At 45.0% G+C, this 15,420-nt stretch carries 11 protein-coding genes; 9 read left to right on the top strand and 2 right to left on the bottom strand.

Annotation, left to right across the window (positions count from 1 at the left end):
• Nucleotides 1–183: 183 nt before the first annotated feature.
• Nucleotides 184–1,647, top strand: a complete 1,464-nt coding sequence (pyk, locus tag AACR75_RS09075) for a pyruvate kinase (protein WP_047689675.1) — start codon at nucleotides 184–186, stop codon at nucleotides 1,645–1,647.
• Between the two features lie 143 nt (nucleotides 1,648–1,790).
• On the opposite strand, the gene torS is transcribed toward pyk, so the two are convergent.
• Nucleotides 1,791–4,688 carry a TMAO reductase system sensor histidine kinase/response regulator TorS gene (torS, locus tag AACR75_RS09070; protein WP_047689674.1) on the bottom strand — a complete coding sequence of 966 codons (2,898 nt, stop codon included), beginning with the start codon at nucleotides 4,686–4,688 and terminating at the stop codon, nucleotides 1,791–1,793.
• A gap of 88 nt (nucleotides 4,689–4,776) precedes the next feature.
• On the opposite strand from torS, the gene torT reads away from it, so the two are divergent.
• On the top strand, nucleotides 4,777–5,778 hold the full coding sequence (torT, locus tag AACR75_RS09065) for a TMAO reductase system periplasmic protein TorT (protein WP_047689672.1): 1,002 nt from the start codon (nucleotides 4,777–4,779) through the stop codon (nucleotides 5,776–5,778).
• A gap of 52 nt (nucleotides 5,779–5,830) precedes the next feature.
• Nucleotides 5,831–6,286 (top strand): methylglyoxal synthase, encoded by a 456-nt coding sequence (locus AACR75_RS09060; RefSeq protein WP_026027464.1) that lies wholly within the window; start codon nucleotides 5,831–5,833, stop codon nucleotides 6,284–6,286.
• 103 nt (nucleotides 6,287–6,389) lie between these two features.
• Here AACR75_RS09060 and helD read toward each other — a convergent pair whose 3' ends face one another.
• Complete coding sequence (gene helD, locus AACR75_RS09055) at nucleotides 6,390–8,453, bottom strand: DNA helicase IV (RefSeq protein WP_047689670.1); 2,064 nt, start codon at nucleotides 8,451–8,453, stop codon at nucleotides 6,390–6,392.
• Between the two features lie 182 nt (nucleotides 8,454–8,635).
• On the opposite strand from helD, the gene yccS reads away from it, so the two are divergent.
• The 6 genes from yccS to AACR75_RS09025 all read left to right on the top strand — a co-directional run bounded on the left by yccS (nucleotide 8,636) and on the right by AACR75_RS09025 (nucleotide 15,405).
• Nucleotides 8,636–10,789 (top strand): YccS family putative transporter, encoded by a 2,154-nt coding sequence (yccS, locus tag AACR75_RS09050; protein WP_013867904.1) that lies wholly within the window; start codon nucleotides 8,636–8,638, stop codon nucleotides 10,787–10,789.
• A 138-nt stretch (nucleotides 10,790–10,927) separates the two neighbouring features.
• Nucleotides 10,928–11,152: a hypothetical protein gene (locus tag AACR75_RS09045; RefSeq protein ID WP_013867905.1), complete on the top strand. Its 225-nt coding sequence runs from the start codon at nucleotides 10,928–10,930 to the stop codon at nucleotides 11,150–11,152.
• A 67-nt stretch (nucleotides 11,153–11,219) separates the two neighbouring features.
• Nucleotides 11,220–11,519: a hypothetical protein gene (locus tag AACR75_RS09040; RefSeq protein ID WP_013867906.1), complete on the top strand. Its 300-nt coding sequence runs from the start codon at nucleotides 11,220–11,222 to the stop codon at nucleotides 11,517–11,519.
• A gap of 87 nt (nucleotides 11,520–11,606) precedes the next feature.
• Nucleotides 11,607–12,866, top strand: a complete 1,260-nt coding sequence (locus AACR75_RS09035; protein WP_047689667.1) for a hydroxymethylglutaryl-CoA reductase — start codon at nucleotides 11,607–11,609, stop codon at nucleotides 12,864–12,866.
• 185 nt (nucleotides 12,867–13,051) lie between these two features.
• Nucleotides 13,052–14,596 carry a glycerol-3-phosphate dehydrogenase gene (gene glpD / locus AACR75_RS09030; RefSeq protein ID WP_047689660.1) on the top strand — a complete coding sequence of 515 codons (1,545 nt, stop codon included), beginning with the start codon at nucleotides 13,052–13,054 and terminating at the stop codon, nucleotides 14,594–14,596.
• Nucleotides 14,597–14,739: 143 nt separating this feature from the next.
• On the top strand, nucleotides 14,740–15,405 hold the full coding sequence (locus AACR75_RS09025; RefSeq protein WP_019282225.1) for a PilZ domain-containing protein: 666 nt from the start codon (nucleotides 14,740–14,742) through the stop codon (nucleotides 15,403–15,405).
• Nucleotides 15,406–15,420 lie beyond the last annotated feature (15 nt).

The raw sequence follows: 15,420 nt of genomic DNA, 5'->3' as shown, positions 1-15,420 counted from the left end.
ATAACACCCTTGATACAGGGGGATAATCCCCCCTGTTATTTTCTTATTTTCATTCTTATTTTCTATATCCAAATCACTTGAAAAATCGACTAAATGTCGGCCGAGAGCAATGGACAAGTGCAATTAGCACCACCATAACTTCAAGTAAAATGGCTATAGCGAGTGTCGTTATAGGATACCACTATGTGTAAAACAAAAATCGTTGCAACGCTTGGCCCTGCAAGCCAAAGCCGTGAGATGATCACCAAGCTCATTAATGCTGGTGTTAACGTTGTACGTTTAAACTTTTCTCACGGCATCGCTGACGAGCATATTGAACGCGCGATGTTAGTACGTGACATTTCACAAAAGCTTGGTGTCAGTGTCGGCATATTAGTCGATTTACAAGGACCTAAGATCCGTATTTCCTGTTTCGAAGACGGTGCGATCACTCTAAAAGCGGGTGACTCATTTATTCTCGATGGGCTTCACCCCACAATGGCTGGTAACCAAGAACGTGTGGGCTTAGATTACCCGCAGCTGATTCAAGACTTGAAGTTGGGTGATACTTTACTGCTTGATGATGGCCGAGTACAACTCCGGGTCGAAGAACTCAACAAACCACAGCAGTGGGTAAAAACTCGCGTCATAAACAACGGTAAGCTGTCTAATCGCAAAGGCATTAATTTGCTCGGTGGTGGCCTTTCCGCGCCGGCACTGACAGACAAAGACAAACGAGACATCATCACTGCCGCGAAACTCCAAGCCGATTTTCTAGCCGTCTCATTTCCACGTAATGCCCAGGATTTACATGAAGCGCGCCGGTTAGCGGTACAAGCCGGCTGTCATGCACATATTGTCGCCAAAGTAGAGCGAGCCGAAGTGGTGAGCGATCAAAAAAACATGGACGCGGTCATCAATGCATCCGACGTAGTGATGGTTGCTCGTGGTGATTTAGGCGTTGAAATCGGTGATGCTCGCCTACCCGGCGTACAAAAAGCGTTGATTGCGCGCTCAAACTATTTAGGTAAACCCGTTATCACCGCAACACAGATGCTGGAGTCGATGATTGACAACCCGCTGCCAACACGCGCAGAAGTGCTTGATGTAGCGAACGCGATTATTGATGGCACTGACGCTATTATGCTGTCAGCAGAATCAGCGGCGGGAAGCTATCCCATTGAAGCAGTAGAAGCGATGGTGCGTATCGCTCATGGTGCAGAACAAGAGTTAGGCTGTGCGCAAAATTCATGGGATAAACTGCATCATTTGTGCAGCGATGCGGGCAAAAGCTTCGCGCTTTCCTCCATGATATCGGCGACTAAGGTTCATAAAGATCTTGGGGTCGCCATTTTAACTCAACAGGGAGAAACACCCCTGTTGATGTCTCGCTGTCAAAGCCAAGCTACCATTTGGGCACTCTCCGACAGGCCTGAACTGCTGCGTAAATTAACCATTTTGCGCGGCGTTACACCAACCTATATTCCATCATTAGCAACACAAGCGGATTTGCTGTCTCAGCAAGTGCTTAATGCTCTGGCACAAGACGCAGCTAATCGCCATATTTCATCCATTTTAATGACACAATTAGAATCGATCGAAGGCGTGGGTAATATTAACGTCTGTCGTTTATTGACGTTGCCAGTAGTAAAAGAATTAGCCGCGTAGAATGTAGGGTTCTGCGCCGCTAATCATGAGATCATTAAAATTATTCAGTGATCTCAACACCTCCCCCTAAAAAACCTTGCTCCACAGGGAACTTGGCCTGCGCTTGTCGCAGGCCCTTTTTAATGATGCCAACAGCCAATTATTTATATAAACAGTAACCTGAGTGAATGAATGGATTGAGCGGCTAAGGCTTCTAATTCCGCTTGTAGCTCTTGATAAGTTTGCGCAGAGTCAGCACTTTTCTCAATGACTAAACACAGATCAAACAAGGCATGCAAACCTAAGCTGCCAGCTGAACCTTTCAATTTGTGTGCTAACGACTTAACGACCTGAGCCTGTTCCCTGGATTGACGAAACTCGTGTAGGTATTCATGCGTGCAATCGGCGAACAGCTCAATGATTTCATCCATCTTGTCACGCCCTAGCACTTCAATATCCGCGAGTAGGATCCGCTCGTCCATAATCGGACGAGCGGATTTTTGGCTATCCGAGGTTACGTGCGTAGGCACACTCAACTCAACGGGTAAGGTATTGTGTTCAATACGTTGCTGGACAAGTTGTGCAAGATCTTCTTTGACTAAAGGTTTGGGCAAATAGCCATCAAAACCAGCCGCTAAATAGCTTTCCACCTCTTCATTAAACACATGAGCCGAAATAGCAATCATCGGTGTGGGGCGTAGATGCGAATACTGTTCACGTTCGATAAGTTTGAGCTGCGCCAACAGCTCAATACCATTAACGTCAGGTAGATTAATATCGAGCAGTGCGATATCAAACCTGTGTTCACTAAACAGAACCCGAGCTTCAGCGCCTGTTTTCGCGGTGAGCACATTATGGCCGAGACTGGTCAAAAACCCTTCAGCAACCATGCAATTAACAGGGTTATCCTCCACCAGCAAGATGTTGGCCTCTCGCGTCGCGGCTATCGGCCTTTTAACCACTTCATTCACTGCCTCTCCTCGCTGTAAAGGAACAGTAAACTCAAAACGGCTTCCTTTGCCTAAATCTGATTCAAGCTTAAGCTCGCCGCCCATGGCTTCAACAAGCCGTTTGCTGATAGCCAAACCAAGCCCAGTACCGCCTTTGTAACTTTGCTCACTGGAAGCTTGAGTAAACGCATCAAACAGCCTGATTTGATCCTGTTCACTGACTCCAACACCGGAATCCGACACTTCAAATGTCACTTGATTAGGCATTTCAGCATCAAGACTGACATAAATATCCACATAACCTTGATCGGTAAATTTGATGGCATTACCCACAAGGTTCGTCAGCACTTGACCCAAGCGAGTCATATCACCCACCCAAAAAGGAGCAACATCCAGTTCAATCTGCTTGGTAAATTCAAGCGACTTTTCTTCAGCACGTCCTTTCATCAGTTGGTAAACATCGTCCACCATTTGATGCAAATTAAAGTTGGCATTGCGAATTTCTAAGTGTCCGGCCTCAATTTTTGAATAATCCAGCACATCATTCAAAATGGACAACAAGGTGTGGCCGCTGCGGTTAATCACGTCCACATACTGGCGCTGTTGAACGGTTAATGGCATCTCTTGTAATAAACGAGCCGTGCCTAATACGCCATTCATTGGTGTGCGGATTTCATGACTCATGGTGGCCAAAAATGCCGATTTAGCGCGGTTGGCTTGCTCGGCTAAGTTGCGAGCTTTGGCATGATTCAACACTTCCATATTGAGTTTCTCATTGGTGTGTTGTAATTGTTCTGTTCGCTCGGTAACCACTTCCTCTAAGTGCTCTTTATGTTCTTGTAACGCCTCTCTCGCCTGCGCTTCACTTTCCGCCACCACTTTAAGAGACTGCGCGGTATTGCGAGCCGTGATGATCGCCTGCCCCATTTGCGCCAGTTCATCCTCTCCTTGGACTGCCACTTCCACCTGCAGTTGCCCTTTTGCGATGGATAACAGTGCCGATGAATATTCGGCTAAACGTTTTACCACCGACAGATAGACGACCTTCCACATAATGAAAGCTGCAATGAGAAGGCCAACCAAGGTTAATAAGGTCAATGTATACTGTGCCATGTTCAAGGTTGTAGAGAGCTGCGCAACAGCGTGAGTCGTTGTACGATTGGAGTCATCCACTAAGCGGCTGACGGTAGTATTGAGATCTGAAAACTGTACTAAGGTGTTTTGTGTGAGCGATTTCGCGACCTGTTCGTTATCATAACGTTGCTGCAAAACACTAAAAACCACTTTGCGCTTTTCTAACTCATTAAGCAGCTCTGTCATTTGCTTCGAACGCGTCGGGTCTTCTACCGCGCGTACTCTGCGCTGCATGATGGTGAGGTTATGCAAAAACTCTGTTTGGATTTGTTGGATTCGCTCAACATCGGTAACCGTGCGTGTCTCTTCGATGTGGCTGAGCATTTTGAACGCCAACAAATGAAGCTCATGCAAGCGCTCTGAAAGATCGAGGTCCACTTCCACTAAAGCGTCTAACGCTTGGTACGCTTGTGATGTTTTATCGGCTTGTAGCAAGTCATAAATGTGCGTCACATTCGCCACTGCGATGGTACTGGTATTGAGCACTTGAGTGCGTGTCAGCTCTTCCAATTGCAGCGCCAGTTGTCGCATCTCTTCCACTCGAACACTTAAGTCATGTGCCAGATACAACTTACGCTCAACCGTAATACCAAGCTGAGCCAGTGTATCGATAACGCTTTGAACATCATTTTCTAGGCGCGTCAGCAGTTCTGAATCAAAGGAATCGGCACCCAACTGCTTGATGTGATTAAGCAAAGATTGAAGCTGATCGAAAAGCGCTTTGCCATACTGCTGGCGCTCTTGCTCTGTTTTTGAGTTGGTTAACATTTGCACAGACGTAATGATTCGTGTGCTTAACTCCGACACTTGACGCGCTTCCAGCATCGAAGGAATGGCAGAATTCACCACATTACGTTCGGTTTTAGCCACCAGCGAAAAACCAAACACACCGATCAACGCCGATAACAAAACGAGCAGGGCCATTGCCGAAAAGGACAACATTAATTTTCGGCCAATACTGGCTTTGGCTAACAACATGGCACCCAACCTCAAACATTACTTCTTAAGCAACACGGAATGGGCTATATTTTGCAGTGTTTACTCACGTTATGCCAACGAATAGCGAATGCAATTGATCTTAAACCTTATTTCCCCAACGCTTTTACTGCTGATTTTAAGCTTGGTTAGCAACACAACATTCGCCGAACCCCATAAGAAAGTCTGCGCTTTATACCCTCACCTCAAAGATTCCTATTGGTTATCAGTCAACTATGGAATGGTTGACGAGGCGAGAAAACAGAAGTTGAATTTACGCGTGTTAGAATCGGGTGGTTATCCTAATCATGAACGACAAAAAGAACAGCTTTCATTGTGCGTTCGTTGGGGCGCTGATGCGATTATTCTCGGTACTGTGGCACCGGATCTTTACACGACAGACTTAAGCACATACGTCGCTTCTACGCCTGTGTTTGCAACGGTTAATCAGCTCATTCTCAATCAGCAGCAGGCTGCACGGCTACAAGGTCAAGTGGGTGTCGATTGGTATTGGATGGGATACTACGCGGGAAAATATCTTGCTGATAAGCACCCACAAGGCAGTGGAAAAACCAATATAGCTTTGCTACTTGGCCCGAAAACCAGTGGTGGTACTCAACCTGTTAGCCAAGGTTTTTATCGCGCAATACAAGACAGCGATATCAACGTAGTGGAAAGCCTATGGGCAGATAATGATAAAGAACTGCAGCGTAATTTAGTACAACAAGCTCTGGAGCGAGCTGACCTTCGCTATATTGTGGGCAGCGCCGTCGCGATTGAAGCGGCGATCAGCGAATTGAGAACCTCAGGGATGACAAACCACATCGGTTTGGTGGCAACCTATTTAAGTCATGGCGTCTACCGCGGGCTGCTGCGTGGCCGAGTCGAATTTGCGCCAACGGATAAAATGGTCGCGCAAGGCAGGCTTTCCATTCAACAAGCTGCGGCTTTTTTCAATCAGCAACCTTATGAAAAAAAAGCCGCCCCGATTATCGAATCCTTAACGCCTATGTCACTCAATCCGCAGATAATTGCAGATTCGTTATCTCCATCTGAATATAGGCCGACTTTTAGCGTAAAAGAGATTGAATAAAAGTGGCGATTTCGCTATTTAACATACTGATTTGAATCATAGGGACTCTTCAATGCAAACAACGACTCGGACTATGCCTGCGCATAAGCATGTCGCTCTCGTCGCTCACGACAACTGCAAACCGGAACTACTTCGCTGGGTAAAAGAAAATAAAGAAAAACTACAGCGCCATTTTTTATACGCGACAGGAACCACTGGCAATATGCTCAGCAAAGAGACTGGCCTTGCTATAAAAAGCATGATCAGCGGTCCGATGGGTGGCGACCAACAAATTGGCGCGTTGATTTCTGAAGGCAAAATTGATGTGTTGATCTTCTTCTGGGACCCACTCAATGCCGTACCGCATGATCCCGATGTAAAAGCTCTGCTACGAATTGCCAGCGTTTGGAACATTCCAGTTGCCACAAACCGCGCCAGTGCTAAATTTTTGTTCTCTTCACAGTTGATAGAGCAAGAGGTCGATATCGAGATCCCTGATTACCAAGCTTATCTAGCTGAACGCATGTAACCTATAACCTTTACATACGCACAGAGACACACAGTCAACATCCAAATCACCACATAAAACAACTTGATCGCCTGCGTGAACGCATCCCCTTTCAAAGGATGCGTTATTTCTGCTTCACCACTGGGTAATCCCCTGATAGCAATTCGCGAACAAAAACCGAGCCACTGCCCGAGTGCGTGATCCACACTTTCTCTTTAGCGCGGGTCATTGCAACGTAGAATAAACGGCGCTCTTCGGCGTAGGGGAAATCATCATTCGATTGGCTCAATGCACTATCGATATGCAGCGCTTTCACTCGAGCCGGAAACTGCCCCTCATCAACACCGAGCACAATCACAAAATCGGCTTCTTTACCTTTACTGGCATGACAAGTCATAAATTCTATATTGAGTGAGCGGTAATGCTTTTTCCAGTCGTTAAGCCGCTCTGGTTTATGATAATGGTTTCGTCCAAGCAATAGCACAGATTGCGTACTATTCGCTTGGCGATTGAGCTGATCCAAGATCTTTTCAATGTTGTTACTTGGTGCAATAAAAACTGATTTTTGTTTTTGCTGCTTGAAGCTGTTAAGTGTTTTTGGTAACTGATTCGGATTGGCTTGAATAAACTGGTTAGCCACCGCACCCAACTGATCATTAAAACGATAAGTCGTATCCAGATAATGAACCGTCGAGTGTGGGAAGCGTTCACTAAACCCAGTCGTAAGATCAACGTCAGAACCAGCAAATTGATAGATTGACTGCCAATCATCACCCACTGCAAATAAGTTACACGCTCCTGGTTGCTGCTCACACAAAGATTGGATCAACGCCAATCGCTGTGGTGAAATATCTTGGTATTCATCGATCATGATGAATTTCCAATTCGATTTAAATTTGCCCTTTTCAACGTATTCCGTTGCGCGGCTGATCATCATATTAAAATCGATTTGATTTTGCTCTTTGAGCATTTGTAACCAAGCTTGGTAACATGGCCAGCACAAAGAGAGCTCACTGTTCAGCCTTGAATAGTCTGGATGGTCAATCAAACGTTGTTGCAACTCCTTTTTCCCAAGACCAAGCATAGCCAGTTGCTCAAGCTGCTTTTCCAACCATGCAATCAGCTTTGGGTTTTCAACATGGCTGCCCAGTTCATCATCACCAGCTAAATAAGCAATTGGCCATTTAGATAAATGCTTCTGCCAACGCTTAAAATTGGTCGGCGTCATCCAATGTTTCTTCAACCAATCAATACACCATGCCAACTTTAAGTTACTGTCTAGAGCTACAGGCGAAATGATCGCTTCTCGCCCTTCGACCTCGTTTAAAATTTTCAGCCCTAACTGATGGAAGGTATTAACGCGAACGTGTTCCGCCGCCATGCCGATTTTGCTATCTAATCGCTGTTCCATCTCTTTCGACGCATCGCGACCAAAAGCCACCAGTAGAATTTCGTGGGCCTGTGCAAGGTGACTTTGGAGTAGATACGCAACACGCGCCGTCAAAACGCTGGTTTTGCCCGAACCTGCACCCGCTAGGATGAGGTTGTGATCATCATTGAGTAGCACTGCGTGTTGCTGCGACAAATTAAGTGGAGAACTTTCAACTTGAGAGAATAAGACTTCCCAGTTTTGACGTTCCAATTCAAGCCAGTGTTGATTTCGCTGGGCAAGGGACGCCGAGCGATCCGTAAGCCAAGGCGAGAGCTGAGCAATAGCATCAGGTAGCCGTTGACGTGCTTCGGCTAATTTCATGTCCATCGTCGAAAAATCAGCTTCCACTTGCAAAACCCAAACATCTAATAAGGAGTGTGGCAAAAAAGAGGGTAAACGCTTCAAGCGATTGAGCTCTTGCTCCCAGCGAGGCAGATACTGACTCAACTGCACACATTGACGATTGTGCCATTGTTGATAAGCCGCTACCGCCGTATGGGCAAACTGTCGGCATTCGGGCCAAGGCAAACCTTGCACCAACCATGATTGCTGAACGCCTTCATCTTCATGCGCAAAAAACTGCAATGCTCCCCAAAACAAACCACGCTTAACACGGACTTTACCGTTCCAAACCGTGAACGGGATCCGCTCTTCGCTGACAGCCGAGGAGATAATCAAACGCTGTTGGTCAAGTTCAACTTGGTTATATTCGTCTTGAATGAGAAATTGTGCAGGCTTATTTGCGCTCAGCTGCATGGTTTTATGCTCTTTTATAAGAATGTGAATATGATATACCAATCACAGTGGGCATTGAAAAATTAATGTCAAGATTACTGTTGTTGATTTTGTAATCAAGTAGACGTTTTTCTTTATCTTGATCAGAGTGTTAATCAACGCTTCTGCTACACTATGGTTTTCTTTTTGGATGTTGAAGTATCGTGCCGCTCTCTAGCAAAATTCGCCTTTATTGGGCGAATAAAACTGTCAATTACAGCATTCTCATTTTGATCACTCTATTAGGTGTGGTCATTCCTGCGTGGCACTACAACCTCAATACTTGGATTACGCCACTGATCCTTGGCGTGATTGCCGCAGCACTGGCTGAAAGTGATGATAGTTTCAGTGGACGGTTAAAATCCCTCACTCTGACATTTATCTGCTTTGCTATCGCTGCATTTTCTATCGAACTGCTTTTCCATACCCCGCCACTGTTTGCGATTGGGTTATTCATCTCCTCGTTTGGTTTTATCATTCTTGGCGCAATTGGCCCACGTTATGCCAGCATCGCCTTTGGCTCCTTACTTATCGCCATCTACACCATGTTGGGTGCACACCAAAGCGTGAATTTGTGGTTTCAACCCGTTTTGCTCCTGACGGGTGCCGCTTGGTATTACTTCATGTCGATGATTTGGCATATGTTTTGGCCAATGCAACCAGTACAGCAAAGCTTAGCGAATGTTTTTTTGCAATTGGCCAATTATCTTGAGTCCAAAAGCCATCTCTTCCATCCCGTATCGAACTTAGTCCCTCAGCCATATCGAATTGCTGAAGCCAATTTAAACGCGGCAACGGTTACCGCACTCAATCAATGTAAAGCCACTTTGTTGAGTCGTTCAAAAAGAGGCCATATTGATGGTGCCAGTGACCGATTTCTCAACATCTATTTTATGGCACAAGATATCCATGAACGTGTCAATTCAAGTCATTATCGCTATCAAGAGCTTGCCGAACACTTTGGCCGCTCAGATGTGCTGTTTCGCTTTAAACATTTATTAGAAACACAGGCTAAAGCCTGCCGTGAAATAGCCCAATCGATTCAGTTAGGGCGAAGCTATCAGCACCATTCAGAGTCAATCATGGCTCTGGATGAATTGCAAAGCTCATTAAACTACCTACAAGAACAACAACGCCCTGACTGGCGAATGCTACTAGCGCAATTAGGTTATCTTTTCAATAACTTAGCAACAGTAGAAAAGCAACTCAATAACGTTAACAACCCTGATGCTAACAAGCTCGAAGAGGGTATGTTGTATGATACAGAAGCCCACACTCTTAAAGCCATGTGGTTACGGGTGAAGGCAAATCTGCATAAAGATTCCATGCTATTTCGTCATGCGCTGCGTATGTCTATCGCACTCACTATCGGTTACGGAATCATCCAAGGTTTTGGTATTGAACGAGGCTATTGGATTTTACTCACGACACTGTTTGTTTGTCAGCCAAACTACTCAGCCACTCGGCAAAAACTGACGGCCCGAATCATTGGCACGTTATCGGGGCTGTTTTTAGGCGTGCTGCTATTAACCTTGTTCCCATCGCCAGAAAGCCAATTGGTCTTTATCGTACTATCAGGTGTGATGTTTTTCGCCTTTAGATTAAACAACTACGGCTATGCGACTGGCTTTATTACTCTTTTAGTGCTGTTTTGCTTTAATCAATTGGGTGAAGGTTACGCCGTGGTACTGCCTCGGCTTGCCGATACTCTGATTGGCTGCGCATTGGCCGTCGCAGCGGTAGTGCTGATCCTCCCTGACTGGCAATCAAAACGATTACATAAAGTCATGGCGGATGCGATCGATGCCAACAAAGCCTATTTGGGACAGATTATTGGTCAGTACCGCATCGGTAAAAAAGACAACTTGAGCTATCGCATCTCACGGCGCAATGCCCACAACCAAGACGCAAATTTAACCGCAGCGATCAGTAATATGCTGGCAGAACCGGGTAAATATCGCGCGGCAATCGATGAAAGTTTCCGTTTTCTGACACTGAACCATGCACTGCTCAGCTATATCTCCGCTCTTGGGGCCCATCGGACACGCATCGAAGATGAAGCAACGCACCAACTGGTACTTGAAACTCACCGAGTGATCCACCAACACCTAGAGGTGTTGCACAAACAACTTTATGAACATTGTGATGAATGCGATACCAGCGACATTGACGATGCAGGCTTAGAGAAACGCTTAGCCGAATGGCGTGAAGAAGATGAAAGCTCGGTAAGAATGGTCTTACAACAGCTGCACCTTATTTATCGCATGCTACCTGAGCTTCACTCTCTCGCCAGTAAGTTTGCCGTCCGTGTAAACTAGCAATTGTCGTAATAATGAGAGCGGCTCAATTTCGAGCGGCTCTCACCTTTCTCTTGTTATAACTTGACATTTTTCGGACAAAAAATCGCCACATCGAGAATAATCTCAGATTAAGTATTTTCTTACAGGTGTAAGGCCATGAAAGGACATCAAACTTACCGCGGTGAGAAGGCAGCGCATTTTTTACTGAGGCATGAGTCGATGACGCATAATCAATTTGAGTCTTTAAAATCACAATTACAGCATTTAACACCTCAACAACTGCGTTTATTACAAGGCGAGATAAAGCACTCTTTGGAAAATGAATCGAATAATTTGCTCACTGATGATGAGCTGAATGTGCTTTCGAGCCTCTTTTCCTAGTCACGAATTTCTTCTTGTGCAAAAAGTAAACGGAGCCTAAACTTTAGACATCGACGAGGGTAAGCTTATGTCTATATCTGGTGTTCATTCTGGCTATCAACTGATCAATCAGTCAAATAAAATGGCTGAGGATGCGGCTCGTGAGCTCAATATGGAAAAAGACATATCTCCTGTTGATAAGGCGGACAAAGCGCTTGCTTTTAATAAAGTTGAGTTTGATAAAGTTGTTGCTAAAGCTGAAGAAAAACCTGAAGAAATTGATAGCCTACTAAAATTGAACCAAGCTACACAATATAACCGCATTGGCACCAATATTATCCAACGAGATCAAGACATGCTGGGTTCAATATTGGATATCCAAGCCTAACTCTTCACACAACTTGCAACACAAGCAAATATTGTGTTTATGTGCATGGTGAGTACAATGCCCGCAAATTCTTTACCATGATTCGCTATGCCTAAGCTAAACCTGCATCGAAGAGATTATGTTTCTATTTTGGGTGGTGATATATCAGCCCAGCAGCTAGAGCAAATACTCCAACCCAAGCTCACTTCTCCAACGCTCAAATTAACACCAAGTCCGTATTTAACCGCAAAAAATGTAGAACGCCGTTGGCAAGTACTTAACATGCGAACGAACAAAAGTGCGCTTTTAGATGACTCAACAGAACAAGATATGCTCAGCTACCACAAAAATATTGAGCATTTTATTGGCACAGTCAAAGTTCCAGTTGGGATCGCAGGGCCATTACGAGTCAACGGACTGTTTGCCAAAGGTGATTATCTCGTCCCGCTCGCTACAACCGAAGCCGCTTTGGTTGCCTCTTATCATCGTGGGGCAAAACTGCTCACTGCGGCAGGAGGTGCAAGCGCCATGTTGTTAAATGAAGGCGTTGCTCGCACGCCAGGCTTTGCATTTTATAACTTAATCGAAGCTGGGCAGTTTGTGGCGTGGATAGTGACTCAATATGACCACTTTAAACAAGTTGCAGAAAACACGACAGCACACGGAAAACTGTCAGATATTAATGTCAATATTGAAGGGAACCATGTCTACCTCGTGTTTGAGTTTTTAACCGGCGATGCATCAGGGCAAAACATGGTCACTATTGCCACCAATGCCGTGTTCCAAACCATTCTGGCGAATACTCCTGTGCAGCCTGAATACGCATTCCTTGATGGCAACCTATCGGGTGATAAAAAAGCCACTAGCCAAACACTGCGTAGTGTGAGAGGAAAAAAAGTGACTGCCGAGGTGCATTTATCTGCCGAACTCATCCATAAACATCTGCATACGACGCCACAGTCTATGATGCAATTTGGCCAAATGACGACTGTCGGTGGGGCATTAAGCGGCGCGATAGGCATTAACGCGCATTACGCTAATGCACTCGCTGCTTTGTATATTGCCTGTGGGCAAGACGCCGCTTGCGTTGCTGAATCGGCAATTGGTATGACACGCATGGAAGTGGACAAAAATGGTGGTTTGTACGCCAGTGTAACCTTACCCAATTTAATGTTAGGGACCGTTGGTGGCGGTACAGGGTTACCGAGTCAAAAAGCATGTTTGGATATTCTCGGTCTGCACGGTACTGGTCATTCGCAAGCGTTAGCCGAAGTGGCAGCATCACTCTGTCTGGCTGGTGAACTTTCTATTGTCGGTGCGTTCTGCGCCGGCCATTTTTCACGCGCCCATCGCAAACTCGCTCGTTAAGGTATTGCCTCTCACAATAAAAAAGGCGCTACGTATTCACGTAACGCCTTTTTTATTGGTTAAGTGAGCATATGCATTAGAAAATAATGATCGAGATCAAAATAAAAAAACAAAAAACTAACTATTTCGACTAAAAAATGGTTTCATACGAACATTACAGAACAAAAACGAAATAGGTACGCTCAATGAACAACCATTCTGTTTGCAACTCGATTGAAGCCGAAAACAATGTGCTCGACATTATTGTTGTCGGTGGCGGTATCAATGGGGCAGGCATCGCCGTAGATGCTGCTGGCCGAGGGCTGAAAGTTGGCCTGTATGAAGCAAAAGACTTTGCTAGCGCTACCTCTTCTGCGAGCTCAAAATTAATTCATGGTGGGTTGAGATACCTAGAACATTATGAATTTCGTTTAGTCGGTGAGTCATTGGCTGAACGCGAAGTACTGTTGCGCAAAGCACCTCACATTGCAAAACCAATGCGATTTCGTCTACCACACCGCCCTTTTCTAAGACCTGCTTGGATGATTCGTGCCGGACTTTTTCTTTATGACCATTTAGGCAAACGCACCTCACTACCTGCCAGCAAAAAAATAGCCCTTAACGCGGGTGTGGTGACTAAAAATGAGATGAAAATGGGTTTCGAATACTCAGACTGCTGGGTCGATGATGCTCGTTTAGTGATACTGAATGCGATGCAAGCACGTGAACTCGGTTCCGAAGTAAAAAACTATTGCCGCGTTGAATCAGCTCGTCGTGTTGACGAGTTATGGCATGTGACTTTGTTTGATGAAAAAACACAAACTCGTTTTACTCGCCGCAGTCACTCGCTTGTCAACGCAACAGGTCCCTGGGTTAAACAGTTCATTGATGAGCAGATTGAAATTACTTCTCCCTACGGTATCCGGCTTATCAAAGGATCACATATTATCGTGCCGAAAATTCACGATGAAGAGCAGGCGTATATTTTACAAAACGAAGATAAACGGATCGTCTTTGTGATCCCCTATCTTGATCACTATTCAATGATAGGCACCACCGATGTCGAATACCGAGGTGATCCTCGTCAAGTGAAAATTAGCGTCGAAGAAAAACAGTACTTATTGGATGTGGTGAATAAACACTTTATCCATCAGGTCACACTGGATGATATTGTGGCTGACTTCAGCGGTGTACGCCCGCTATGTGATGACGAGTCTGACTCACCACAAGCCATTACTCGGGACTATACACTCTCATTGGATCAACAAGCTGATAATGCGCCACTACTTTCTATTTTTGGTGGAAAGTTAACCACTTATCGCAAGTTAGCTGAATCTGCTATGGGTCAATTAAAACCATTTTTTAATCAAATGTCTGACAGTTGGACCGCAAACAAACCACTGCCTGGTGGAGAAGCCTTTTATCCAGCACAGCTCAAACAGCAGCTTGAGCAGCGCTTCCCAGATCTTGATAAAGCGACCATTAACCGCTGGATCACTAATTATGGTAGCCGAGCTTCGGTGATGCTCGATAATGTGCAAAGTAGTGCTGATCTGGGTAAACATTTTGCGTTTGGGCTCTATCAATGCGAAGTCGATTATCTCTTACATTATGAATTTGCTTCTTCATGTGAAGATATCCTATGGCGCAGAAGTAAACTCGGCTTAACATTTAACACTGAACAAATTCATCAGTTAAATGATTATATCGACCAATCATCAACTTGCGAATGTCAACGCATCAGTGCTTAACACAAGATGTAGCCACTAGAATTAAACTTGAGAAAAGCTCTTAGAAACATGATCTTCTGAGAGTTTTTTACTTTTTCTTAGTAGGTGACGTAAAAATCACGGGGTATAGTAAAGCTATATTTCCGTAACGACGATGCCACTCAATGCCAATTCCGAATACTAACAGCGACGATCTCATCAAACTCCTTAAGCCATGCATGAAAATCCTCGTCACTATTGAATTCGGACCTGAGGATTCTTACAGCTTTTCAACGACAATTGTCGGATGCAAACGTGAAAGATACGTACTGATCGATATGCCCGTTAAAGCTCGTGAAGACTTGGTGATGCGAAAAATAGTTAATATCCAAATCATTTTGCGTGGGATTTGTGACACTGAATTAGGTCATATACTCGCGTTCAAAACCTCGATTATTCGTAGTATTTCTAAACCGTTCGGATTACTGTTTATCAAGTTTCCTAAGCACTTTGTGACCAAACCAATCCGTGAGCACGAGCGCTATAAACTCTCTTTGCCAGCCGTTATGCATGAAGGAGAGCATCAATTTAAAGGGAAATTGATCGACTTTTCTATTTCTGGCTGCGCGCTATTTATTCCTGGCTTGCACCATTTAGAAAAAGATATGTTTATTGAGATAAAGTCCACACTCTCCCCACTTCTACCACAAGATCTCGCTTGCCAAATCGTCAGTGTGCGTCAACAAGGTAAAGGAATGTTAGTAGGCGTTAAATTTCTTGAATCAATTGCAATGACAGCTGCATTGAAAAAAGAAATATTAGAACGCGCTTTTATGGCTGGTAGCGTATAAGAATGTTGCGCGGTG

The sequence above is a fragment of the Vibrio sp. ZOR0018 genome (genome assembly GCF_963865925.1).
GTDB classification, from domain to species: Bacteria; Pseudomonadota; Gammaproteobacteria; order Enterobacterales; family Vibrionaceae; genus Vibrio; species Vibrio anguillarum.
This window is presented reverse-complemented; position numbering and strand designations above follow the sequence as displayed.

What these genes read in the sequence shown, in the direction of transcription:
- pyk (WP_047689675.1), top strand. Translation starts at nt 184, where the DNA reads ATGTGTAAAACAAAAATCGTTGCAACGCTTGGCCCTGCAAGCCAAAGC.
- torS (WP_047689674.1), bottom strand. Translation starts at nt 4,688, where the DNA reads ATGTTGTTAGCCAAAGCCAGTATTGGCCGAAAATTAATGTTGTCCTTT.
- torT (WP_047689672.1), top strand. Translation starts at nt 4,777, where the DNA reads ATGCAATTGATCTTAAACCTTATTTCCCCAACGCTTTTACTGCTGATT.
- AACR75_RS09060 (WP_026027464.1), top strand. Translation starts at nt 5,831, where the DNA reads ATGCAAACAACGACTCGGACTATGCCTGCGCATAAGCATGTCGCTCTC.
- helD (WP_047689670.1), bottom strand. Translation starts at nt 8,453, where the DNA reads ATGCAGCTGAGCGCAAATAAGCCTGCACAATTTCTCATTCAAGACGAA.
- AACR75_RS09045 (WP_013867905.1), top strand. Translation starts at nt 10,928, where the DNA reads ATGAAAGGACATCAAACTTACCGCGGTGAGAAGGCAGCGCATTTTTTA.
- AACR75_RS09040 (WP_013867906.1), top strand. Translation starts at nt 11,220, where the DNA reads ATGTCTATATCTGGTGTTCATTCTGGCTATCAACTGATCAATCAGTCA.
- AACR75_RS09035 (WP_047689667.1), top strand. Translation starts at nt 11,607, where the DNA reads ATGCCTAAGCTAAACCTGCATCGAAGAGATTATGTTTCTATTTTGGGT.
- glpD (WP_047689660.1), top strand. Translation starts at nt 13,052, where the DNA reads ATGAACAACCATTCTGTTTGCAACTCGATTGAAGCCGAAAACAATGTG.
- AACR75_RS09025 (WP_019282225.1), top strand. Translation starts at nt 14,740, where the DNA reads ATGCCAATTCCGAATACTAACAGCGACGATCTCATCAAACTCCTTAAG.